The sequence below is a fragment of the Micromonospora sp. RTP1Z1 genome (assembly GCF_033804685.1).
GTDB lineage: Bacteria > Actinomycetota > Actinomycetes > Mycobacteriales > Micromonosporaceae > Micromonospora.
In genome coordinates this window covers 25,755-48,794 of the sequence record NZ_JAPFQV010000030.1, presented here as the reverse complement: position 1 = coordinate 48,794, position 23,040 = coordinate 25,755, and the positions used below count along the sequence as shown (strand labels likewise).

Sequence of the window (23,040 nt, the reverse complement as noted above, 5' to 3'; positions counted from 1 at the left end):
ATTCGCGCTGGGTGGTCCGGGCCTTCGGACGGAGGAGGGTACGAGCCGTGAGGCAGAAGCTCGCACGGGTGCTTGGTGGCGTGGCCATCACCGCGCTCGTTTTCAGTGGCGCGGCCTGCAAGGCCGACAGTGGTAGTGACGCGAGCGGCAACAAGGCCGCCTGCGACCTGAAGATCGGCTTCTTCGGCCCGCTGACCGGTGACGCCGCGGGTCTCGGTATCCACATGCGCAACGGCACCAAGCTGGCCATCGACCAGTACAACAAGGACAACAAGGACTGCAAGGTCAACCTGGCCGAGTACGACTCGCAGGGTGACCCGGCCAAGGCCGCCCCGCTGGCCCAGCAGGCCGTCGGCGACAGCAAGGTCGTCGGCATCATCGGCCCGGCGTTCTCGGGTGAGTCCGAGGTCGCCGACCCGATCTTCGACGCGGCCGGCCTGCCGATCATCACCCCGTCGGCGACCCGCCCGAGCCTGAGCACCAAGAACTGGAAGATCTTCCACCGGGGCGTCGGCAACGACACCTCGCAGGGCCCGGCCGCCGGTCGCTACATCAAGAACGTCCTCAAGGCCGACAAGGTCTACGTCGTCGACGACCAGTCGGCGTACGGCGCCGGCCTGGTGGACGAGGTCAAGAAGGTCATCGGCACCGCCGCCGGCGAGGACAAGGTCCAGGTCAAGCAGACCAACTTCTCCGCCGTCGTCACCAAGATCCAGAGCAGCGGCGCCAACGTCCTCTTCTTCGGTGGCTACTACACCGAGGCCGGCCTGCTGCTCAAGCAGCTCAAGGGCGCCGGCTGGAAGGGCACCATGGTCGCTGGTGACGGCGTCAACGACGCCAACTTCATCAAGGTCGCCGGCGAGCAGGTCGCCGAGGGCACCATCCTGACCTGCCCGTGCGCCCCGGCCACCGCGGCCAAGGGCACCTTCGTGACCGACTACAAGGCGGCCTTCGCGCAGGCCGAGCCGGGCACCTACGCCGACGTGTCGTACGACATCACCAAGATCATGCTCGAGGGCGTCAAGGCCGGCAAGGCCACCCGCGCCGACCTGCTCAGCTTCATCAGCTCCTACAACAAGGCGGGTGGCGCCACCGGCGTGACCTACAAGTTCGAGGCGAACGGTGAGCTGGACCCGGCCCAGGTGCTGGTCTGGGCGTTCAAGGTGAACGCGGGCAAGGTCGTCCCCGACATCGAGATCCCCAAGGCCTGACCGGTTCTGTCCGGTCCCGCCAGGGACACCAGGTGTGTGCGGCCGGGAGTCTTCCTCCCGGCCGCACCGCTTGGCCGCACAGTTGGAGCCCCACTTGAACTTCGATGAGCTGTTCGGGAACTTCCCGGCGCTGACCATAACTGGACTGGAACAGGGCGCGATTTACGCGCTCGTCGCCCTCGGTTACACCCTGGTGTACGGCGTGCTGCGCCTGATCAACTTCGCTCACTCCGAGGTCTTCATGGTCGGTACCTTCACCGCCCTGTGGACCTGGGAGGCCCTCGGCTACAACCAGAACTCCCCGGCGCCGGCCCTCGGCCCGCTGATCGTGGCGATCCTCGCCGGCCTCGCCGTCGCGATGGTCGCCTCGGCGGCCACCGCGGTCACCGTCGAGCTCGTGGCCTACCGCCCGCTGCGTCGGCGCAACGCCCCGCCGCTGGCCTTCCTCATCACCGCGATCGGCGCGTCGTTCGTGCTCTCCGAGTCGTTCGGCATCGGCACCGCCCGGGCCCCGTTCGGCATGCCGACGCTGATCCCGCAGGAAACGGTCTTCACCGTCTTCGGCGCCGCGGTGACCAACGTCCAACTGCTGATCCTCGGCGTGACGCTGATCATGATGATCAGCCTGGACCAGTTCGTGAACCGCAGCCGGCTCGGCCGGGGCATCCGCGCCGTCGCCCAGGACCCGGACACCGCCGCCCTGATGGGCGTCAACAAGAACCGGGTGATCCTGCTGGTCTTCGTGCTCGGCGGCCTGATGGCCGGCGTGGCCGCCCTGCTGTGGAACGTCCGGTACGGCTACACCAAGTTCAACGTGGGCTTCCTGATCGGGCTCAAGGCCTTCTCGGCCGCGGTGCTCGGCGGCATCGGCAACCTGCGCGGCGCGCTCCTCGGCGGTCTCCTGCTCGGCGTCGTGGAGAACTACGCCGCCGGCCTCTTCGGAGGAGACTGGAAGGACTTCACCGGTTTCGTGCTGTTGATCGTGCTGCTGATGTTCCGGCCCACCGGCCTGCTCGGCGAATCTCTCGGGAGGGCGCGCGCATGACCGCCACCTCGGAAAAGGGACGCATGTCCGCGTTCAGGAGCCGCTGGGCAGGGATGCCGAAGCAGTTCCGCTGGGCCGGCCTCGTCGCCCTGGTGATCTTCCTCTACATCCTGCCCAACAAGTGGTTCTACGAGTACCTCGGCTTCCCGATCGGCAGCGAGTACTTCGCCCTTTACACCACCCGGTCGGACTTCGCGGCGGTGCTCTTCGACACCGCGATCTTCGTCCTGCTGGCGGTGGGGCTCAACGTCGTGGTCGGCTTCACCGGCCTGCTCGACCTCGGTTACTTCGGCTTCTACGCCGTCGGCGCGTACACCGTGGCGCTGCTGACCTCGCCGGAGAGTCGGTTCGGTACGAACTGGCCGTGGCTGGCGGCGGTGCCGGTGGCGATCGCGGTGGCGATGCTTTCCGGGGTGATCCTCGGCGGGCCGACGCTGCGGCTGCGCGGCGATTACCTGGCCATCGTGACCCTGGGCTTCGCCGAGATGATCCGGCTCTACGCCGCCCGCAACAACGGCATCGCCCAGGGCCAGCGGGGTATCCCGCAGGTGCCGCACCCGCCGGGCACCGGCTCGGACGGCAAGGCGCTCTTCGGCGTGGTCGACTCCAAGCCCTACTACTGGCTGATCCTGACGGTGATCATCGTGATCATCTTCGCCATGCGGAATCTGGCCAACAGCCGGGTCGGCCGGGCCTGGGTCGCCATCCGGGAGGACGAGGACGCCGCCGAGATCATGGGCGTGCCCACGTTCAAGTACAAGCTCTGGGCGTTCGCCATCGGCGCGGCGGTCGGCGGTCTGTCCGGCGCGATCTTCGCCGGCAAGCAGACGTTCATCAACTCGGACAGCTTCCTGCTGGAGAACTCGATCCTGGTGCTCGCCGCGGTCATCCTCGGCGGTGCCGGCAACCTCAAGGGCGCGATCATCGGTGGCGCGATCACCTGGTACCTGCCCGAGTGGCTGCGCGGAATCGGTGACCTCATCGGCGTCAACTTCGACGCCGCCGAGTACCGGATCCTGGTCTTCGGTCTGGTCGTCATCGTCATGATGATCTTCCGGCCGCAGGGTCTGGTGCCGAACCGGCGCCGGGCGGCCGAGTTCGCCGACCGACGCAAGGAAGCGGTTCCCCAGGAGACGGTGCCCAATGAGTGAGCCGCAGATGCACAGCGAGCGGGACGAGACGAGCGAGCGGGACATCGCCGACGACGGTCGCAGCACCGTCGGCGTACCGCCGGAGAAGGGCTCGGACACCCCGGTGGAGCCGACCCCCGGCAGCGCCGACCCGGCCGGCCGGGAGCCGCTGCTGGAGGTCGACCACGTCACCCTCCGGTTCGGCGGTGTGGTCGCCCTCGACGACGTCGCGTTCACCCTCTACAAGGGGGAGATCCTCGGCCTGATCGGCCCGAACGGCGCCGGCAAGACCACCTGCTTCAACGCGATGACCGGCGTCTACCGACCCACCCAGGGCGAGATCCGGTTCCAGGGGCAGCGGACCAACGGCAAGCGCCGGTCCTGGATCACCAAGGCCGGCATCGCCCGGACGTTCCAGAACATCCGGCTCTTCCCGGAGATGACCGCGCTGGAGAACGTGATGGTGGGCGCGGACGCCCACCACAAGGCCAGCGTGATCTCCGCGATGTTCCGGCTGCCCCGGCACTGGCGGGAGGAGCGGCACGGCCGGGACAAGGCGTACGAGCTGTTGCGCTTCGTCGGCATCGAGCGGCGCGCCGGCGAGCTGTCGCGCAACCTGTCGTACGGCGAGCAGCGGCGGCTGGAGATCGCCCGGGCGCTGGCGACCGATCCCACCCTGCTCTGCCTGGACGAGCCGGCCGCCGGCTTCACCCCGGCGGAGAAGGAGGAACTGCTCGGCCTGATCCGTAAGATTCGGGACAACGGCACGACGGTGCTGCTGATCGAGCACGACATGCGCCTCGTCATGGGCGTGACCGATCGGATCGTCGTACTGGAGTTCGGCAAGAAGATCGCCGAGGGCCTGCCGGCCGAGGTCCGCGAGGACCCGAGGGTGATCGCGGCGTACCTGGGGGTGCCCACCGATGCTGCTTGAGATCAAGGACCTGACCCTGCTGTACGGCCGGATCCAGGCACTGCACGGGATCAGCCTGGCGGTCAACGAGGGCGAGGTGGTCGCGCTGATCGGCGCCAACGGCGCCGGCAAGACCACCACCATGCGGGCCATCTCCGGGCTGCGCCCGGTGGCCCAGGGCTCGATCGTCTTCGACGGCACCGACATCACCCGGATGCGCGCCGACCTGCGGGTGGTCCGGGGCATCGGGCAGGCGCCCGAGGGCCGGGGCGTCTTCCCCGGGATGACCGTCCTGGAGAACCTGGAGATGGGGGCGTACACCCGCCGGGACCGGGCCGGCATCGCCGAGGACCTGAAGATGGTGATGGACCTCTTCCCCCGGCTGGCCGAGCGGCGCAAGCAGGCCGGCGGCACGCTCTCCGGCGGCGAGCAGCAGATGCTCGCGGTCGGTCGGGCGCTGATGGCCCGACCGCGGCTGCTGCTGCTCGACGAGCCGTCGATGGGGCTCGCCCCGATGCTGATCCAGCAGATCTTCGAGATCATCACCCGGATCAACGAGCAGGGCACCACCATCCTGCTCGTGGAACAGAACGCCCAGCAGGCGCTGTCCCGCGCCCACCGGGGCTACGTGCTGGAGACCGGCCGGATCGTCAAGGAGGGCACCGGCCGGGACCTGCTGCACGACCCGGCGGTCAAGGAGGCGTACCTCGGCGTGGCCTGAGGTCGTACCGTCGCGGCCGGCCGCCCCTCGCGGGGGTGGCCGGCCGTGGGCGTTTTCGCGCCGGGCGCGCCCGGGCGCCGGCTTTCCGCCGGCGCCCCAGTGCCGACCGGCGGGGATGTCGGTCGTACGGACTAGAGTCGCTGCCGTGACAGCTATGACGCCGCGCCTGCTCCTCGTCGACGGACACTCCCTGGCATACCGGGCCTTCTTCGCCCTGCCGGTGGAGAACTTCTCCACCACGACGGGGCAGCCGACCAACGCGGTGTACGGCTTCACCTCGATGCTGATCAACGTGCTCCGCGACGAGCAGCCCACCCACATCGTGGTCGCGTTCGACGTCTCCCGGCACTCCTTCCGCACCGACCGGTACGCCGAGTACAAGGCCGGCCGCAGCGAGACCCCGACCGACTTCAAGGGCCAGGTGAGCCTGGTCAAGGAGGTCCTCGCCGCGCTGCGCATCCCGGTGGTGGAGATGGCGGGCTACGAGGCCGACGACGTCATCGCCACCCTCGCCTGCCAGGCCCGCGACCAGGGCATGCAGGTGCTGATCAGCACTGGCGACCGGGACGCGTTCCAGCTCGTCGGCGACCAGGTCACCGTGCTCTACCCGCGCAAGGGCGTCTCCGACCTGGCCCGGATGGACCCGGCCGCGATCGAGGCGAAGTACGGCGTCGGCCCGGAGCGCTACCGGGACCTGGCCGCCCTGGTCGGCGAGACCAGCGACAACCTGCCCGGCATCCCCGGCGTCGGGCCGAAGACCGCCGCCAAGTGGATCAACACGTACGGCGGGGTGGAGGGCGTCATCGCCCGGGCTGACGAGATCAAGGGCAAGGCGGGCGACAGCCTGCGCGAGCGGCTCGCCGACGTGATCCGCAACTATGAGATCAACTGCCTGGTCTCCGACCTTGAGCTGCCCGTCCGCCCCGAGGACGCCCGCTGGCAGGGCTGGGACCGGGAGGCCGTCCACCAGGTCTTCGACACCCTGCAGTTCCGCATCCTGCGCGACCGGCTCTACCAGTACCTGGAGGCCGTCGAGCCGGAAGCCGAGTCCGGCTTCGACCTGACCGGCGAGGTGCTCACCGAGCCCGGCGCGCTCGCCGGCTGGCTGGAGACGCACGCCCCGGCCGGCGCCCCCGTCGGTTTGGCGGTCAAGCTCGACACCGGCCCCAACCGGCGGCACACCGCGTCGGTGACCGGGATGGCCCTGGCCACCGCCGCCGGCGCGGCCGCCTGGTTCGACCCGGCCACCCTCGAGCCGGTCGACGATTCGGCCCTCGCCGGCTGGCTCGCCGACGGCGAGCGCCCCAAGGTGCTGCACGACAGCAAGCCGGCCGTGCTGGCCTTCGCGGCGCACGGCTGGGAGCTGGCCGGCGTCGCCCGGGACACCCAGATCGCGGCCTACCTGGCCCGCCCCGACCAGCGCTCCTACGACCTCACCGACCTGGCGCTGCGCTACCTGCACCGGGAGTTGCGGGTCGACGCGCCGGAGAGCGGCCAGCTCACCCTGGAGGGGTTGGGCAACGACGGCGAGGCCGAGCAGAACCTCATGCTCCAGGCCCGGGCCACCCTCGACCTGGCCGACGCGATCGACGCCGAGCTGTCCCGCGACGGTGAGCAGTCCCTCCGGCTGATGGCCGGGGTGGAGTTGCCGCTGATGCGGGTGCTCGCCGCCATGGAGCGCACCGGCATCGCCGCCGACAATGACTACCTCCACGAGTTGGAGGCGCACTTCGCCGGTGAGGTCAAGACCGCCGCGCAGAACGCCTACGCCGAGATCGGGCGGGAGTTCAACCTCGGCTCGCCGAAGCAGCTCCAGGAGATCCTCTTCAACGAGCTGGGCTTGCCGAAGACCAAGAAGATCAAGACCGGCTACACCACCGACGCCGACGCCCTGCAGTGGCTCTACGCGCAGCAGCCGCACCCGGTGCTGGCGCACCTGCTGCGCCACCGGGACGTGGCCAAGCTCAAGTCGACCGTCGACGGGCTGCTCAAGTCCGTCTCCGACGACGGCCGGATCCACACCACCTTCAACCAGACGGTGGCCGCCACCGGCCGGCTCTCCTCCACCGAGCCCAACCTGCAGAACATCCCGATCCGCACCGAGGAGGGCCGGCGGATCCGCCGCGCCTTCGTGGTGGGGGAGGGGTACGAATGCCTGCTCACCGCCGACTACAGCCAGATCGAGATGCGGATCATGGCACACCTGTCGTCGGACGACGCACTGATCGAGGCGTTCAACTCCGGCCACGACTTTCACGCCGCCACCGCCTCGTCCGTGTTCTCCGTCGAGGTCGGCGCGGTCACCCCCGACCAGCGGCGCAAGATCAAGGCGATGAACTACGGCCTGGCGTACGGGTTGAGCGCGTTCGGTCTCTCCCAGCAGCTCGGGATCAGCGCCGAGGAGGCGCGCGGGCTGATGGAGAACTACTTCGGCGGCTTCGGCGGGGTCCGTGACTACCTGCAGGAGGTGGTCGCCCGGGCCCGACAGGACGGCTACACCTCCACCATCCTCGGCCGCCGCCGCTACCTGCCCGACCTGGTCAGCGACAACCGCCAGCGCCGCGAGATCGCCGAGCGGATGGCGCTCAACGCCCCTATCCAGGGCTCCGCGGCCGACATCATGAAGGTCGCCATGCTGCACGTCGACAGCGCGCTGCGCGACGCCGGGCTGCGCTCCCGGATCCTGCTCCAGGTGCACGACGAGCTGGTCGTCGAGGTCGCCCCCGGCGAGCGGGCGACCCTGGAGGCGCTGGTCCGCAAGGAGATGGGCGAGGCGTACCCGCTGTCGGTGCCGCTGGAGGTCTCCGTCGGCGAGGGCCGCGACTGGAACAGCGCCGACCACTGACCGGCCGTCGTCCCCGTTCGGGCGCCCCTGATGGGGACGGGGCGACCCTGTCAACCCCTCGCCCGCGCCGCGCGTCGAGGCTGCTCATCCGGGCCCGTGACCTCGGTGGCTACCGGGTGGTCCGGGCGGTGTTCTCGGGCACGAGGGCGGTCAGCTCGGCGACCTCGGCGTCGGTCAGCCGGATGTGTGCGGCGGCGATGTTCTCCCGCAGGTGGGTGAGGCTTGTCGTGCCCGGGATGGGCAGCATCGCGGGGGACCGGTGCAGCAGCCAGGCCAGCGCGATCTGCTGGGGCGTCGCCTCGTACCCGGCGGCGAGCGGGGCGAGGGCGTCGGCGACCTGGTCGGCGTTGTCCCCGCCGTCGCGGAGGCTGACGGGGTGCCAGGGCGAGAACACCGCGCCGGACTGCTCTGCGGCCGCGAGAAGGTCCGCGCCGGTGCGGTTGCCGATGTTGTACAGGGCCGTCACCGCGGAGACGTCGGCGATCGACCGCGCGACCTCGAACTGAGCGGCGGTCACGTTGGACAGGCCGATGTGCTTGATGTACCCCTCATCCTGCATCTTCTTCAGCTCGCCGACCTGGTCCTCGAAGGGAGCGTCCGTGGCGTAGCCGCTGTGCAGGTAGTAAAGGTCGAACCGCTCCAGGCCGAGGCGCTGCAGGCTCATCATGGCCGACTGGCGGAGGTACTTCGGGTTGCCCACCCAGCCGAGGGTGGAGTAGTCGAATCCGCCCCGGACGAAGCCGCCCTTGCTGGCGACGACCAGGCCCTCCGGGTAGGGGTGCAGTGCCTCGCGGATGAGCAGTTCGTTCGTGTGCGGGCCGTAGACGTCGGCGGTGTCGATGAAGGTCACCCCCTCGTCGACGAGCGCGCGGAGCAGCGCCACTCCACCGTCGTGGTCCGGATACGGGCCCCAGACCTGCTTGCCGGTGAGCTGCATCGCGCCGAAGCCGACGCGGCCGACCTGGAGATCGGCGCCGAGCGTGATCGTGGGCAGGGAGGACACGGGTTGACCTGGCACGGCCATCTCGATTCAGCTCAAGATCCGACAAGATCGAATAATCCTCCGGTTTATCGGAGCGTGCTCGTGGAGGGCCTGGCCTTCAACCCCGGCGCGTTTCCGGCCGCCCGCGACGCGCTCTACGCCACCGGCGGCTCGTTGATCTCGGACGCCCAGCGCGCCGGCCGGGTCAGCAGCGAGCTGGACATCGACGGCGTGATGAGGTTCGTCATCAGCGTCAGCGTCGGCCGGCACCGCTCAGCCCTTCAGCGGGTCGTGGCCCCAGTTCATCAGCGACCAGCGCCACCTGGTGTTCCGGATGTCGCCGGAGGGGCGCTGTGCCATGTGTCGGTGCACGTACCCGATGACCTTGCGCATGTGCTTGTAGTCGCCGGCGCCGAGGTCCGCGCGCTTGCGGCGCAGCAGGTCGATGATCTTCCGGCCGGATTCGTGGCCGACCGAGTCGCCGCCCTTGGTGCCCTTCTTCCGCCAGCCGACGTGCTTCGACTCGTCGGTCTCCAGCCACCCGGACAGCTCGCCGGGCTTCATGTTCACCGTTTCGGTGAACTCCCGGTACGTCTGTTCGGGGTCATCACTTCGGCTCATGGCGCAGCGCCTCCGGTCGGTGGGCGACGTCCCGGCCCGAGTCGTCGTTGCGGATCCGGTACTGCGGTTCCTCGGCGGACGCGTTCACGGGATGCCCGCGGATGTGCGTCCGGTCGATGAGCTTCTCCTTGACCACGCCGTGCGCCCGCCCGCTGTGGCTGGCCCAGGAGACGTGGTCGCCCCTGCGGAACTCCTTCTCAGCCATGCCCGCCGGGTACCCGGGGCCGGCGGGCGGAAACGACGGCTACCCCTCGGCCGGCTTCTCCGCGACGAAGATGGCGGTGCCGGGGAAGAGGCGGCCGCGCAGCGGGCTCCACTGCCCCCAGATCCCCTCGTGCCCCTCGCGCCACTCCGGTTCCACCAGGTCCAGGAAGCGGAAGCCGGCGCCGACGATCTCCCGGATCCGGTCACCGAGGGTGCGGTGCTGCTCGACGTACGTGGCCACGCCGTGCTCGTCCTGCTCCACGTACGGGGAGCGGTCGAAGTACGAGTGCACGGCGGTCAGCCCGCCCTCGCCCGGATCGTCCAGGAAGATCCAGCGCATCGGGTGGGTCACCGAGAAGACCCAGCGGCCGCCCGGGCGCAGCACCCGGAAGACCTCCCGCATCACGGCCGCCGAGTCGTCCACGAACGGGATCGCCCCGAACGCCGTGCAGGCGGTGTCGAACGCCGCGTCGGCGAAGGGCAGGGCGAGGGCGTCGGCCTGCACCAGCGGGACGCGTACCCCGGTGGTGGCGGCGGCGATCGCGGCGTGCCGCAGCATGCCGGCGGAGAGGTCCAGGGCGACCGGCCGGGCGCCCTGGGTGGCCAGCCACCGGGCGGCCGCCGCGGCGCCGGAGCCGAGTTCCAGCACCCGGCGGCCGGTCAGGTCGCCGAGCAGCCGGGCGTCGGCCTCGCGCAGCCCTTCGGGAGACCAGACGAAGTCCACGTCGCCCAGGAACCCGCCGTGCTCCGCCTGGTAGTCGTCGGCGTCGGTGTCCCACCAGCCCCGGTTGGCTCGGCGGACCTCCGCGTCGCCGACCCGGCGTCGGGTCACCCTGTCGTCATCCACTCGCTCACGCTAGGCCTCGCTCCCGTCGCCGACCGCCCGGGACGCGCCGACCGGGTGGGGCAGGTGGTGCGGATGTGACGGATGAGACAGCGGTGGCACCGTACCGTTCGAAATCTCCGCTTTCGCAGCTGGCGAGGTCGCGAGGAGACGGGAGGCCTTGCACGCTGTGGTAATGCAGCGGGTAGGCTAGACGATGCGCTCGCGGATCGTGTGCCTCGGCAGGGAGCAGGTGCGCGGTCACCGGAGCCACTAATGATCTTCACTTGGCGATCGTTCGGTGTGCCCGGCGACGGATCCGCTGGCGCGAACAGGTCACTGCGACAACACGCCTGCTGTGACAACCCATCCGACCGGAGCAACCGCCCACATGACGAGCAGCATCGAGGCCCCCTCGAGCGCCACCCGGGTCACCCACGACGATCTCGGTTCCGAGGAGGCTTTCCTCGCCGCGATCGACGAGACCATCAAGTACTTCAACGACGGCGACATTGTCGAAGGCACCGTCGTCAAGGTCGATCGGGACGAGGTCCTGCTCGACATCGGCTACAAGACCGAGGGTGTCATCCCCTCTCGTGAGTTGTCGATCAAGCACGACGTGGACCCCGCCGAGGTCGTCTCGGTGGGTGACCACATCGAAGCCCTGGTCCTCCAGAAGGAGGACAAGGAGGGTCGTCTGATCCTCTCCAAGAAGCGGGCGCAGTACGAGCGGGCCTGGGGCACGATCGAGAAGATCAAGGAAGAGGACGGCGTCGTCCGCGGTTCGGTCATCGAGGTGGTCAAGGGTGGCCTCATCCTCGACATCGGGCTGCGCGGCTTCCTGCCCGCCTCCCTGGTCGAGATGCGGCGGGTGCGCGACCTGCAGCCGTACGTCGGCCGCGAGCTCGAAGCCAAGATCATCGAGCTGGACAAGAACCGCAACAACGTGGTCCTGTCCCGCCGGGCCTGGCTGGAGCAGACGCAGTCCGAGGTGCGCACCGAGTTCCTCAACAAGCTGCAGAAGGGCCAGGTCCGCAAGGGCGTCGTGTCCTCGATCGTCAACTTCGGCGCGTTCGTCGACCTGGGCGGCGTGGACGGCCTGGTGCACGTCTCCGAGCTCTCTTGGAAGCACATCGACCACCCGTCCGAGGTCGTCGAGGTCGGCCAGGAGGTCGAGGTCGAGGTCCTGGACGTCGACCTGGACCGCGAGCGGGTCTCGCTGTCGCTGAAGGCGACCCAGGAGGACCCATGGCGGCAGTTCGCCCGCACCCACGCGATCCAGCAGATCGTGCCGGGTAAGGTCACCAAGCTGGTGCCGTTCGGCGCCTTCGTCCGGGTGGACGACGGCATCGAGGGCCTGGTCCACATCTCCGAGCTGGCCGAGCGCCACGTGGAGATCCCGGAGCAGGTCGTCCAGGTCGGCTCCGAGGTCATGGTCAAGGTCATCGACATCGACCTGGAGCGCCGCCGGATCTCGCTGTCGCTCAAGCAGGCCAACGAGGGCTTCGTCGAGGGCGAGGAGCACTTCGACCCGACCCTCTACGGCATGGCCGCGACGTACGACGCCGAGGGCAACTACATCTACCCGGACGGCTTCGACCCGGAGACGGGCGAGTGGCTCGAGGGGTACGACAAGCAGCGCGAGACCTGGGAGAGCCAGTACGCCGAGGCGCGTCTGCGCTGGGAGGCCCACACCAAGCAGGTGCAGACCTCTCGGGCCGCCGACGCCGAGGCCGCTGCCAACCCGACTCCGGCTGTCCCGGCCGCTGGTGGCACCACCACCACGACCACCACGGCCCCGAGCCGGCAGGCCGAGGAGCCGGCCGGCACGCTGGCCACCGACGAGGCGCTCGCCGCTCTGCGGGAGAAGCTCGCCGGCGGTAAGTGACCCGCTGACAACGACGGGCCCCGTCCCCGCGATCCGGTTTCACCGGGTCGTCGGGGGCGGGGCCCTCGCCTTACCCCACGCCATCCCGCGCCCCGCCTTCCGCGCCGTTCCGCGCCCGGCGCCTCCATGTGCCCGTGCGCGCTGGCATCCCGCCCCGTGGCGGGCTGCGAGGCGCGGCTGCGGGGGAGGCAGCCCGGTTTGGCAGCGGCGGGATGATCAGGTTGACTGGTTCGGTGCTGATGGTGGGACTGACCGGCGGGATCGGGTCCGGCAAGAGCGCCGTGGCGGCCCGGCTGGCCGCGCTCGGTGCGGTGGTGATCGACGCTGACCAGGTCGCCCGCGAGGTGGTCGCCTCGGGAAGTGCCGGGCTGGCCGAGATCGTCGCGACCTTCTCCGAGCGGGTGCTCGACGCCCACGGCGCGCTCGACCGGGCGGCGCTGGGGGCGGTCGTCTTCGCCGACGAGGCGGCCCGCCGCCGGTTGGAGGCGATCACCCATCCCCGGGTCCGGGCGCGTACCGCCGAGCTGGTCGCCGCGGCGCCGCCGCACGCCGTCGTGGTCAACGACGTACCGCTGCTGGTGGAGGTGGGGCTCGCGCCGACGTACCACCTGGTGGTGGTCGTGCAGACGGCGGTGGCCACCCGGCTGGAGCGGTTGACCCGCGACCGCGGCATGGACCGCGCGGAGGCCGAGCGGCGGATCGCCGCCCAAGCCGACGACGCCCGCCGGCGGGCGTCGGCCGACGTGGTGCTGAGCAACGACGGTGACCTGGCGGAACTGCACGCGGCGGTGGACGGGCTGTGGCGCGACCGGCTCATCCCGTACGAGGAGAACCTCCGGGCGCGGCGAGCGGTCCGGCCGGAGCAGGTGGTGCAACCCGACCCGACCTGGCCGCAGCAGTACGCCCGGCTGGCCGCCCGGATCCGGCACGCGGTCGCCCCCGCCGACCTGCGCATCGACCACATCGGCTCGACCGCCGTGCCCGGGCTCGCCACGAAGGACGTCATCGACGTCCAGCTCGGCGTGCCGTCGCTGGCGCAGGCGGACGGGCCGCTGGCCGAGCGGCTCGCCGACGCCGGCTTCCCCCGGCTGCCCGGCGAATGGTGGGACAGCCCTCGTCCCGCCGGCGGCGGACGGTGGGTGAAGCGGTTGCACGGCAGCGCCGACCCCGGTCGTCCGGTGCACCTGCACCTGCGGGTGACCGGTTCACCCGGCTGGCGGTACGCCCTGCTGATGCGCGACCACCTGCGCGCCGACCCGGATCAGCGGGCCGCCTACCTGCAGCTCAAGCGGGAACTTGCGGCGGCGGCACCGGACAGCGCGACCTGCGGCACGCTGAAGGACCCCTGGTTCGACGAGGAGCGCCTCCGGGCCGAGGAGTGGGCCGCGCATACCGGTTGGGGGCCCTGACCGGTCGGACGCCGTCCCGGCCGGCCCCGCGGGCAGTCGATCGGCGCAGCGTGGCCGCTACCGATGGGTGGGCCGGGGCGCCGGCGGAGGGGTCACGGTCGGCAGCGCCGGGACCCGTCCCGGGGTGAGGTCGAGCTGCGCCCACACGCCACGACCGGTCCGCAGCTCGACCCGGCGCAGCAGCCCGGCCCGGTCGATCCAGTAGCGAAGCTGCGGCGTCCGGCTGGCCCGCAGCTCGACGACGTCGACGGTGCGGCCGGCCAGCCGGTCGCCGCGCAGCCGGACCGCCGATCGAACGGCGACCGGCGTGCCGGCCGCCCGCAGCGCGGCGTCGACCAGCCAATCCAGGTCGTCGGTGCCGGGCGCGGCGGGCGGCCCGGAGACGCCGGCCGGCGGCAGCGGAGGTGGGGCCGGCAGCTCGGCCGTGCCGTCGGTGACCGGCACCTCCACCCGGGCGACCCGGCCCGCCTGGTAGCGCAGCAGCGTCCGGCGTCCGGGGTTGCCGACCTCTCCGGCCGCCAGGTAGGCCGAGGAACCCGCCCAGCTCAGCCAGCCGGCGGCGCGCAGGTTCGCGGTCGGGCCGAGCGGGGCGGTTCCGGTCAGCGCGGCCCCACCGGCGGCCCGTAGCCGGGCCGGCAGCCGGGTCAACCGGTCGGCCTCGGCGTCGGTGAGCGCCCGCGGCAGACCGGGACGACCACCCAGGGCGTCGACCGGTCGCAGGGTCGGCCGGTCGCTGCGTTGCAGCTCCACGGTGACCGGCGTGTCGTCGGGGAGCCGCCCGGTCAGCCGGTGCAGCCGGGCGTCCCGGTCCAGCCAGAGGCGGAACTGGCGGGCCGGTGCCGGCGTCGCCGGGGTCGCGGTGGTCGGGTCGGCGGGGAGCGGCGCCTGCAGGACCTCGACCGGCGTGCCGGCGGTGGCCTCCTGGCCGAGCCAGCGCGCCTCGGCGGCGACCGGGTCGGGTCGTTCTCCGCCCAGGGCGAGGAGCAGGTCGAGCACGGCGGTCAGGCCGCGCCCGGGGGGACGTTCCCGCAGCTGCCAGCGGTCGGCCGGGGGCACCAGTGGTGGCGGGGCGGGGGTGGGCGCCGCGGTCGGGTGCGGTCGGGCCACCAGTGCCGCCCGGGTGGCCTGGACCAGGCCCCGGTCCGCGCCGGCCCCCGGACCGCTGACGTCCAGGTAGACCAGCGGCCGCGCCCAGTCGACCCAGCCGACCAGTTCGGTCCGGGCCGGCGCGCCGCCGAGGGTGACGTGCACTCCGGAGCGGACGTCCCGGTAGGCGGTCACCCGCATCGCCGCGAGCCGTTCCGCCTCGGCCGCGCTCAGCGGGCGGGTCGGGTCGGCCGGCTCGGGCGCCCAGCTCAACAGCCCGGCGACCAGGGCCGCGGCGGAGGCCGTCGCCGCCACCCCGAGCGCGAGCAGGGTGCTCCGGCGCCGGCCCGGCCGCTCGGGCCGGTGCCCCGCGCCGTCCGCGTCGGCCCCACGGCCGGGTTCCGGTGCGCGGTCGGCCGGCGCGGATCCGGTACGGGGTGCGGTCGCCCCGGCGGGCGGTGCGGCGGCCCGCCGGCGTCGGCCGCGGGGGCCGGTGGGCGTCGCGGCGTCGCGGGATCGGTGCCTGGGCGGAGTGTCGGCGGCTGGCGCTGTGGGTGGCGCGGCGGGTCCTGGGGGTGGCGCGGCGGGTCCCAACGGAGGTGCGGTGTCCGACGGCGGTTCGGCGGGGCTGGCGGCCGGTGCGGGGGAGTTCCGCCGGGGTGGGGTGTGGGGGGTGGCGGGTGCGGGGGTGGGGCGGGGCGGCCGCCCGGGAGAGGTCTCCACAAGTGGAGAACGCGGCTGCCGGATTCGGGTGACGAGCAGGGGCGCTCGCGGCGGCCGGTCAGCGCCTCCAGCGCGACCACGTCGGATGCGCACGCCGGTGATGTCCGGGTGCTGCGACCCTCGGTGCCGGGGGCGGCCGTCCCCTGAGGGGGGCCGCCGGCCCGGTCGGCCGCCGCGAGCGGCCTACATCGAAAGCCTAGCCGGGTGAGATGGGGCACACAATGGGAATATCGAAGCCGATCACGCGCCCTCCGTGGTCGGCCCGGGAGTGTCAGACCTGCGGCGTACCGTTGAGTTCATGGCGCTCGACATTCCCCGGCTCGACGGCCGCTTCCAGGTCGTCAGCGACTTCCAGCCGGCCGGTGACCAGCCGGCAGCCATCGACGACCTTGAGCGTCGGGTTCGGCGCGGCGACCGCAACACGGTGCTCCTCGGCGCGACCGGCACCGGCAAGAGCGCCACCACGGCGTGGCTGGTCGAGCGGCTGCAACGACCGGCCCTGGTGATCGCGCCCAACAAGACCCTCTGCGCCCAGCTGGCCAAGGAGTTCAGCGAGCTGCTCCCGCACAACGCGGTGGAGTACTTCGTCTCCTACTACGACTACTACCAGCCCGAGGCGTACATCCCGCAGACCGACACCTACATCGAGAAGGACTCCTCGATCAACGAGGAGGTCGAGCGGCTGCGGCACAAGGCCACCATGTCGCTGCTCACCCGGCGGGACGTGGTCGTGGTGGCGACGGTGTCGGCGATCTACGGTCTCGGCACCCCGGAGGAGTACCTCGACCGGGCCGTCCGGATCCGGGTCGGTCAGGAGATCGAGCGGGACAAGCTGCTGCGCCGGCTGGTGGACATTCAGTACACCCGCAACGACATGGCGTTCAACCGGGGCACGTTCCGGGTCCGCGGCGACACGCTGGAGATCATCCCGGCGTACGAGGAGCTGGCGCTGCGGATCGAGTTCTTCGGCGACGAGGTGGAGAAGCTCTACTACCTCAACCCGCTCACCGGCGACGTGGTTCGCGAGGTCGACCATCTGCTGATCTTCCCGGCCACCCACTACGCGGCCGGGCCGGAGCGGATGGAACGGGCGATCACCGACATCGAGGCCGAGCTGGGCGAGCGGCTGGCGGAGCTGGAGCGGCAGGGCAAGCTGCTGGAGGCGCAGCGGCTGCGGATGCGTACCACCTACGACATCGAGATGATGCGTCAGGTCGGCTTCTGCTCCGGCATCGAGAACTACTCGATGCACATCGACGGCCGGCTGCCGGGCAGCCCGCCGCACTGCCTGCTGGACTACTTCCCGGACGACTTCCTCACCGTCATCGACGAGTCGCACCAGACGGTCTCCCAGATCGGCGGCATGTACGAGGGTGACGCGTCCCGCAAGCGGATGCTGATCGACCACGGCTTCCGGCTGCCCAGCGCCGCCGACAACCGGCCGCTGCGCTTCGACGAGTTCCTGGAGCGGGTCGGCCAGATGGTCTACCTCTCCGCCACCCCCGGCCCCTGGGAGCTGGGGCAGGCCCAGGGTGAGTTCGTCGAGCAGGTGATCCGCCCGACCGGCCTGATCGACCCGCAGGTCATCGTCAAGCCCACCAAGGGTCAGATCGACGACCTGATGCACGAGATCAAGCTGCGTACGGAGCGGGACGAGCGGGTGCTGGTCACCACGCTGACCAAGAAGATGGCCGAGGATCTGTCGGACTACCTGCTGGAGAACGGCATCCGGGTGCGTTACCTGCACTCGGAGGTCGACACGCTGCGCCGGGTGGAGCTGCTGCGCGAGCTGCGCAAGGGCGAGTACGACGTGCTGGTCGGCATCAACCTGCTGCGGGAGGGTCTCGACCTGCCTGAGGTCTCCCTGGTCGCGATCCTCGATGCGGACAAGGAAGGCTTCCTGCGCAGTGGCCGGTCGCTGATCCAGACCATCGGCCGCGCCGCGCGTAACGTCAGCGGCCAGGTGCACATGTACGCCGACAAGATCACCCCGTCGATGGCGAGCGCGATCGACGAGACCGACCGCCGGCGGGCCAAGCAGATCGCGCACAACGAGGCTCACGGGATCAGCCCCGAGCCGCTGCGCAAGAAGATCCACGACATCCTCGACGACATCTACCGCGAGGCCGAGGACACCGAGAACAGCCGGGTCGGCGGCGCGGCGCGGCAGCTCTCTCGGGGCAAGGCGCCGGTCAAGGAGACCCGCAGCCGCAGCCGGATTGGCGCCACCGCCCCCTCACGGGAGGGGATGGCCCGGGCCGACCTGGCCAACCTCATCCAGGAGCTCAACGACCAGATGCTGGCCGCCGCGCGCGAGCTGCAGTTCGAGCTGGCGGCCCGGATCCGTGACGAGGTCGCCGACCTCAAGAAGGAACTGCGGGGGATGGACGCCGCCGGCGTGAGGTGACGGACGGAGGCCGGGGATGGGCGGGTTCGAGGTCGTCGTCGGCCGACCCGACGCCCGGCTGCGCCCGTTCGTCGACCGGTACGTCGGCTACCGCGAGCGGGCGGAGATGCCGCTGGTCCGCCGTGAGGTGGCCGGCGCCTTCGTGGTGGTCATTCTCGGCTGGGGCGCGCCGCTGGACGTCGTCGACCCACGGTGCGCCGAACGCGGGGCGTACCGGGTCGACTCCTTCGTGGCCGGCACGTTCGACGCGTACTGCCTGACCCGCACCGTCGGGGTGGGTACGGGGGTGGAGCTCCTGCTGGCACCGCTGGCGGCCCGCCGCAGCTCACCCTGGGCACCGGCATGATCATGCTCGGTGAGCGGTCCGGGTCGGGGCCCCGACCGGCCGACGACGACTGGTCGGTCTACGTCGCGCTCGACGACGTCGACGCGCACTGCGCGCGGGCCCGCGTGGCGGGCGCCGAGATCGTCCGGGGAACCCTTCGACACCGACTACGGCTCCCGCGACTATGCCGCCCGGGACCTCGCCGGCAACGTCTGGTCGTTCGGCACCTACCGGCCCTGACCCGCCATGCCTCTTGATCGCACTCTGCGAGCAAGGTATTGCCGTGTGTGACGGCCGTGCGTACTCTCCCTCGGTGGGAGGCTGGGATGCCGTTGTCAGCAAGTCCTGTCATCCGGCGGGTGCGGCTCGGCGCCGAGCTGCGCCGGCTGCGCCACCGGGAGTCGCTCACCCTGGAGCAGGTCTGCGGCCGGCTCGGCTGGGCGTCCACGTCCAAGTTGTCCCGCATCGAGCTTGGCCAGAGCCGGCCGGACCTGGCCGACGTGCTCGACCTGCTGGACGTCTACTCGGTGCCGCCGGGCCAGCGGGAGGTGCTCATCGTCATCGCCCGGGACGCGGCGACCGGCCGTGGCTGGTCGAAGGCGCTGGGCGAGATGGGGGAGCGGCAGCGGGCCTACGCGGAGTTGGAGGCGGGCGTCGCCCGGCTCGTGGAGTACCAGCCCGCCGTGGTCCCCGGGCTGCTCCAGACCCCGGCGTACGCCCGCCTGCGGGTGACCGCCGGCGCGCAGCTCGACGACGAGGTGGACGTCGAGGCCGACGTGCGGGCCCGGCTCGCGCGACAGGAGGTGCTGTGCCGACCGGACCCACCGCACTACACCGCGCTGCTCGACGAGCGGGCCTGCGATCGCGGCGGCACGCCGGTCGAGGTCTGGCGGGAGCAGCTCCGCTACCTGTTGGCCCTCGCCGACCGGCCGCACGTCACCATCCGGCTGGTGGCGCGGGACGCGGCGCCGCGCGGCGGCATCCACCCGTTGACCGGGTTCTCGCACTACGCCTTCTCGGACCCGGCCGATCCGCGGACGGTGCTGGTGGAGACACTCACCACCGATCTGCGCCTGATGACCGAGGCCGACGTGGCCCGGTACGAGCGGCTGGTCGACTGGCTGCTCGCGGTCGCGCTGCCGGTGGAGGAGACGGCGGCGCTGCTGGCCCGGTGGGCCGAGCCGCCGGTGGTGCCCCGGCCCCGCGCCGCACCGGACGTCCCGGTCCCGGACGGCCGCTGAGCCCGCCCGCTGAGCCTGCCCGCCGGAGTCCCGGCCGGGACGGTCGCTGAGGTCCGGATGGGCGGCCGTACGCTGCGGCCGGGCGGGGCGGGCCCGCCGACCGTCCCGGTCCCGGACGGGCGGGGTGCCGGACGGCCGAGGTGTCGGCCGGGCATGCGCCGCCTGCATCGCGGCAGAATCCGCGAGGGCAGCGAGGCGCTCACCGGTGGCGCTGGAAGCCGCCCTCTGAGTCGATCACCTGGCCGGTGATCCAATCGGCGTCGGCGGAGCACAGGAACCGGACCAGCCGGGCGGCGTCCTCCGGAGTGCCCCAGCGGCCGCCCGGGAAGAGCCGGGCCACCGCGGCCAGGCGTTCCGGGTCGGCGTAGCCGGTGTCGGTCGGGCCGGGGTTGACGCAGTTGACGGTGATGCCGTTCGCCATCAGCAGCGGGGAGAGCTGGAGGGCGAGATTCTCCACGGCGGCCTTGCTGGCCGCGTACGCCAGCTCGCCGGGCATCGGGCCGAGCCGCTGGCCGCTGGAGAAGAGCACCAGCCGCCCGCCCCGACCGCCCCGGAACGCGGCGGCGAACGCCTCCGCGAGCAGCAGCGTCGCCCGGACGTTGACCAGCAGGTGCCGGTCGATCTCGGCGGCGTCGAGCCCGCCCAGCGGGGTGTGGGTGGAGTAGGCGTGCACGGCCACCACCGCGTCGAGCTGGCCGTACCGGTGGATCGCCTCGGTGACCAGACGCGCCGGTACGGCCGGGTCGAGCAGGTCGGCGGGGAGATGGCCGGTGTCGCCGCCCAGCTCGGTCAGGAGCGCCGGGACGCCCGCCGGGTCGCCCCCGTAGGGCTGGGCGTCGTCGTAGCCGGGCAGGCCGGTGAGCAGCAACCGCCAGCCGTCCGCGCGGAGCGCGCGGGCCACCGCCGCGCCGATGCCGATCCGCCGGCTCACGCCGGTCACCAGGGCCACCCGTTCCGTCATGATCGACAGCCAACCGGGTTCGGCCTGATCCCGCAAGGGGTTGTCGGCGCGCGGCCACCGGGCCCGGCGCCCCCGATGCCCGTCGGGACCGGCGGCCGGCGCGTCGCACGCACGCTAACCGGCAGGTACGACAGCTCAGGCCGGAACGTCCACGAAGTGTTCGACGAGGGGCGGGCCGGCGAAGTGCGGGCCGATCAGCGCGCGCCACTGCTGGAACTTCTCGCTCTGCCGGAAGTTCACGTCGTGCGCCTCGACCGAGTCCCACTCGATCAGCAGCACGAACCGGGAGGGGGACTCGACACCCCGGGTCATCCGGACCGAGCGGCAGCCCTCGGTGCTGGTGATGATCGGATACGCCTGCGCGTACGCGGCGGCGAAGGCGTCCTCGTGCCCGGGCGTTACGTCGATCAGCGCGACCTCAAGAACCATGATCGAAGCCTCGCACGCCGCCCCGCCCGCCGCGGGGGCAGGGGCCTTTCCCGGTACCGGCCGGCGTTCTAGGGTGGGCGCGCGGACACCCGGGGGAGGACCACATGCTCGACTGGTTGACCAGCACGGCGTTCAGCGTGGCGGGGACCGGCACCACCTGGGCGGAGCTGCTCGGCTTCGCCACCGGCGTGGTCAACGTCTGGCTGGTCGTCCGGCAGCACATCGCGAACTGGCCGATCGGCATCGCCAACGTGTTGCTGCTCATGCTGCTCTTCTGGACCGCCGGTCTGTACGCCGACGCCGGCCTCCAGGTCGTCTACGTCGTCCTCGGGGCGTACGGCTGGTGGCACTGGCTGTTCGGCGGGGAACGGCGCAGCCGGCTCACGGTGGCCCGCACCGGGCGCCGGGAGTGGTGGGGCCTCGGGGTCGCCGGGCTGCTGCTCACCGTCGGGCTCTGGGCGGTGCTGGACCGGGTCACCGACTCGACGGTGCCGCTGGCCGACGCGGTCACCACCGCGCTGTCGCTGCTCGCCACGTACGGGCAGACCCGCAAGTTGGTGGAGAGCTGGTGGCTGTGGATCGTCGCCGATCTGATCTACATCCCGCTCTACGCGTACAAGGGGCTCTGGCTGACCGGCGGGCTCTACCTGATCTTCCTGGCCCTCTGCGTGGTGGGGTTGCGGGCCTGGCGGGCCGACCTGCGTGAGCGGTCGGTGGCGACCGCGGTGCCGCCGGGCCCGGCCCCGGTGGCAGCGTGACCGCCCCCGGCGGCGGGGAGCCCGAGTTCCGGCACGGCCTGGTGGTGGGGAGGTTCTACCCGCCGCACGCCGGGCACCACGCGTTGATCGGGGCCGCCGCGGCCCGCTGCGCGGCGGTCACCGTGGTGGTCGCGCCGTCCCGGCGGGAGTCCATTCCGCTGGACGACCGGGTGGCCTGGCTGCGGGAGGCGCATGCCGCCACCCCGTGGGTACGGGTGGTCGGCCGGTACGACGACCACCCGGTGGACTACGCCGACCCGGCGGTCTGGGACGCGCACTGCGCGGTGTTCCGGGAGGCGGTCGGGGCGGAACCGGTCGACGCGGTCTTCTCCTCCGAGGCGTACGGCGCGGAGCTGGCCCGCCGCTTCGACGCCGTGTCGGTCTGCGTGGACTCCGACCGGCGTGCCGTCCCGATCTCCGGCACGGCGGTGCGCGCGGACCCGGTGGCGCACTGGCGCTGGCTGAGGCCGCCGGTGCGGGCGTGGTTCGCGCGTCGGGTCGTGGTGGTCGGCGCGGAGTCCACCGGCACGACGACGATAGCCGCGGCGCTCGCCGCCCACTACCGCACCGCCTGGGTCCCCGAGTACGGCCGGGAGCTGACCGCCCGCAAGCTGGCCGACCTGCGGTCGCGGCGTCCGGAGGCGACGGTCTTCGACGTCACCTGGGACCGGGACGACTTCGTCGAGGTGGTACGGGCGCAGCAGGCCGCCGAGGACGCGGCGGCCTTGACCAGCGGCCCGCTGCTGTTCTGCGACACCGACGCCCGGGCCACCGCGGTCTGGGAGGAGCGGTACCTCGGCTCCTCGTCGCTGCCGGTTCGGGCGGCGGCCCGCCGGCCGGCGCTGTACCTGCTCACCGACCACGAGGGTGTCCCGTTCGACGACGACGGCCTGCGCGACGGGGAGCACCTGCGGGCCTGGATGACCGGGCGGTTCCGGGCCGAGCTGGCCGACTGCGCGGTGCCGGTGGTTGGGCTGCGCGGCCCGCACCCCGAGCGGCTGGCCACGGCGGTGGCGGCCTGTGACGCGCTGCTGGCGGCCGGCTGGTCGCTCGCCGACCCCCTGCTGCCCGTCTCCTGAGGCCGGTCCGCCGGGACCGGGCCGTCTGATCGCCGGGCGTGGGCCGGCCGCCGTCCGCGCCGGGAACGTGCTGAGCAGCACACCTAGCCTCCTAGGATGCTATAGGCCGTGAGTCCTTCGCGACGCCCGGCGTGAGCCCGTCGCCAGGGCAGAAAAGTGATCCCATCGGCAATCAGGGCGGCTGGAGATGCGCCGACGACCCTGGATGGTGAACAATGGCGGCCGAGGAGGGGAGTATT

19 protein-coding genes and 1 pseudogene are annotated in these 23,040 nt (G+C 71.9%); 13 read left to right on the top strand and 7 right to left on the bottom strand.

What is annotated here, in order from left to right:
- Window positions 1-47 precede the first annotated feature (47 nt).
- The 6 genes from SLP03_RS16770 (at window position 48) to polA (ending at window position 7,865) form a co-directional block, all read left to right on the top strand.
- Complete coding sequence (locus SLP03_RS16770) at window positions 48-1,211, top strand: branched-chain amino acid ABC transporter substrate-binding protein (protein WP_319461532.1); 1,164 nt, start codon at window positions 48-50, stop codon at window positions 1,209-1,211.
- A 94-nt stretch (window positions 1,212-1,305) separates the two neighbouring features.
- A complete protein-coding gene (locus SLP03_RS16765; protein WP_319461531.1) occupies window positions 1,306-2,256 on the top strand; it encodes a branched-chain amino acid ABC transporter permease in 951 nt (316 codons plus the stop codon).
- 53 nt (window positions 2,257-2,309) lie between these two features.
- The gene (locus SLP03_RS16760; protein WP_319461530.1) at window positions 2,310-3,407 is read left to right on the top strand and encodes a branched-chain amino acid ABC transporter permease; all 1,098 of its coding nucleotides are present in this window, start codon (window positions 2,310-2,312) and stop codon (window positions 3,405-3,407) included.
- Window positions 3,400-4,320 carry an ABC transporter ATP-binding protein gene (locus SLP03_RS16755; protein WP_319461529.1) on the top strand — a complete coding sequence of 307 codons (921 nt, stop codon included), beginning with the start codon at window positions 3,400-3,402 and terminating at the stop codon, window positions 4,318-4,320. Before SLP03_RS16760 ends, SLP03_RS16755 begins: the two co-directional genes overlap by 8 nt.
- Entirely contained in the window at window positions 4,310-5,020 is a 711-nt protein-coding gene (locus tag SLP03_RS16750) for an ABC transporter ATP-binding protein (RefSeq protein WP_319461528.1), read from the top strand. Before SLP03_RS16755 ends, SLP03_RS16750 begins: the two co-directional genes overlap by 11 nt.
- Window positions 5,021-5,165: 145 nt before the next feature.
- Entirely contained in the window at window positions 5,166-7,865 is a 2,700-nt protein-coding gene (gene polA / locus SLP03_RS16745) for a DNA polymerase I (protein WP_319461527.1), read from the top strand.
- Window positions 7,866-7,974: 109 nt separating this feature from the next.
- On the opposite strand, the gene SLP03_RS16740 is transcribed toward polA, so the two are convergent.
- The 4 genes and pseudogenes from SLP03_RS16740 to SLP03_RS16725 form a co-directional block, all read right to left on the bottom strand.
- Window positions 7,975-8,889, bottom strand: a complete 915-nt coding sequence (locus tag SLP03_RS16740; RefSeq protein ID WP_319461526.1) for an aldo/keto reductase — start codon at window positions 8,887-8,889, stop codon at window positions 7,975-7,977.
- A gap of 234 nt (window positions 8,890-9,123) precedes the next feature.
- Window positions 9,124-9,468, bottom strand: a pseudogene (locus SLP03_RS16735) (DUF3140 domain-containing protein); the annotation flags it as partial.
- Window positions 9,455-9,673, bottom strand: a complete 219-nt coding sequence (locus SLP03_RS16730) for a DUF2945 domain-containing protein (protein WP_319461525.1) — start codon at window positions 9,671-9,673, stop codon at window positions 9,455-9,457. The gene SLP03_RS16730 and the pseudogene SLP03_RS16735, both read right to left, overlap by 14 nt.
- Window positions 9,674-9,712: 39 nt before the next feature.
- Complete coding sequence (locus SLP03_RS16725) at window positions 9,713-10,519, bottom strand: class I SAM-dependent methyltransferase (protein ID WP_319461524.1); 807 nt, start codon at window positions 10,517-10,519, stop codon at window positions 9,713-9,715.
- A 367-nt stretch (window positions 10,520-10,886) separates the two neighbouring features.
- Between SLP03_RS16725 and rpsA the strand changes: the two genes are divergently transcribed.
- A complete protein-coding gene (gene rpsA / locus SLP03_RS16720) occupies window positions 10,887-12,383 on the top strand; it encodes a 30S ribosomal protein S1 (RefSeq protein ID WP_319461523.1) in 1,497 nt (498 codons plus the stop codon).
- Between the two features lie 233 nt (window positions 12,384-12,616).
- Entirely contained in the window at window positions 12,617-13,792 is a 1,176-nt protein-coding gene (coaE, locus tag SLP03_RS16715) for a dephospho-CoA kinase (protein WP_319461522.1), read from the top strand.
- A 57-nt stretch (window positions 13,793-13,849) separates the two neighbouring features.
- Here the strand turns inward: coaE and SLP03_RS16710 are convergent, their stop codons facing one another.
- A complete protein-coding gene (locus tag SLP03_RS16710; protein WP_319461521.1) occupies window positions 13,850-15,193 on the bottom strand; it encodes a hypothetical protein in 1,344 nt (447 codons plus the stop codon).
- Between the two features lie 706 nt (window positions 15,194-15,899).
- Between SLP03_RS16710 and uvrB the strand changes: the two genes are divergently transcribed.
- From uvrB to SLP03_RS16695, 3 genes are all read left to right on the top strand, one after another.
- Window positions 15,900-18,008: an excinuclease ABC subunit UvrB gene (gene uvrB, locus SLP03_RS16705; RefSeq protein WP_319461520.1), complete on the top strand. Its 2,109-nt coding sequence runs from the start codon at window positions 15,900-15,902 to the stop codon at window positions 18,006-18,008.
- Window positions 18,009-18,024: 16 nt separating this feature from the next.
- Window positions 18,025-18,354 (top strand): hypothetical protein, encoded by a 330-nt coding sequence (locus tag SLP03_RS16700; protein ID WP_319461519.1) that lies wholly within the window; start codon window positions 18,025-18,027, stop codon window positions 18,352-18,354.
- 305 nt (window positions 18,355-18,659) lie between these two features.
- Window positions 18,660-19,574 (top strand): helix-turn-helix transcriptional regulator, encoded by a 915-nt coding sequence (locus SLP03_RS16695; protein ID WP_319461518.1) that lies wholly within the window; start codon window positions 18,660-18,662, stop codon window positions 19,572-19,574.
- 199 nt (window positions 19,575-19,773) lie between these two features.
- Here the strand turns inward: SLP03_RS16695 and SLP03_RS16690 are convergent, their stop codons facing one another.
- The gene (locus SLP03_RS16690; RefSeq protein ID WP_319461517.1) at window positions 19,774-20,535 is read right to left on the bottom strand and encodes an SDR family oxidoreductase; all 762 of its coding nucleotides are present in this window, start codon (window positions 20,533-20,535) and stop codon (window positions 19,774-19,776) included.
- A gap of 135 nt (window positions 20,536-20,670) precedes the next feature.
- Complete coding sequence (locus SLP03_RS16685; RefSeq protein WP_319461516.1) at window positions 20,671-20,964, bottom strand: antibiotic biosynthesis monooxygenase; 294 nt, start codon at window positions 20,962-20,964, stop codon at window positions 20,671-20,673.
- Between the two features lie 104 nt (window positions 20,965-21,068).
- On the opposite strand from SLP03_RS16685, the gene pnuC reads away from it, so the two are divergent.
- Both pnuC and SLP03_RS16675 read left to right on the top strand, forming a co-directional pair.
- Window positions 21,069-21,722, top strand: a complete 654-nt coding sequence (pnuC, locus tag SLP03_RS16680; RefSeq protein WP_319461515.1) for a nicotinamide riboside transporter PnuC — start codon at window positions 21,069-21,071, stop codon at window positions 21,720-21,722.
- Window positions 21,719-22,801, top strand: coding sequence for an AAA family ATPase (locus tag SLP03_RS16675; protein WP_319461514.1), 1,083 nt, complete (start codon window positions 21,719-21,721; stop codon window positions 22,799-22,801). The genes pnuC and SLP03_RS16675 overlap by 4 nt, the downstream gene beginning before the upstream one ends.
- Window positions 22,802-23,040: the final 239 nt, after the last annotated feature.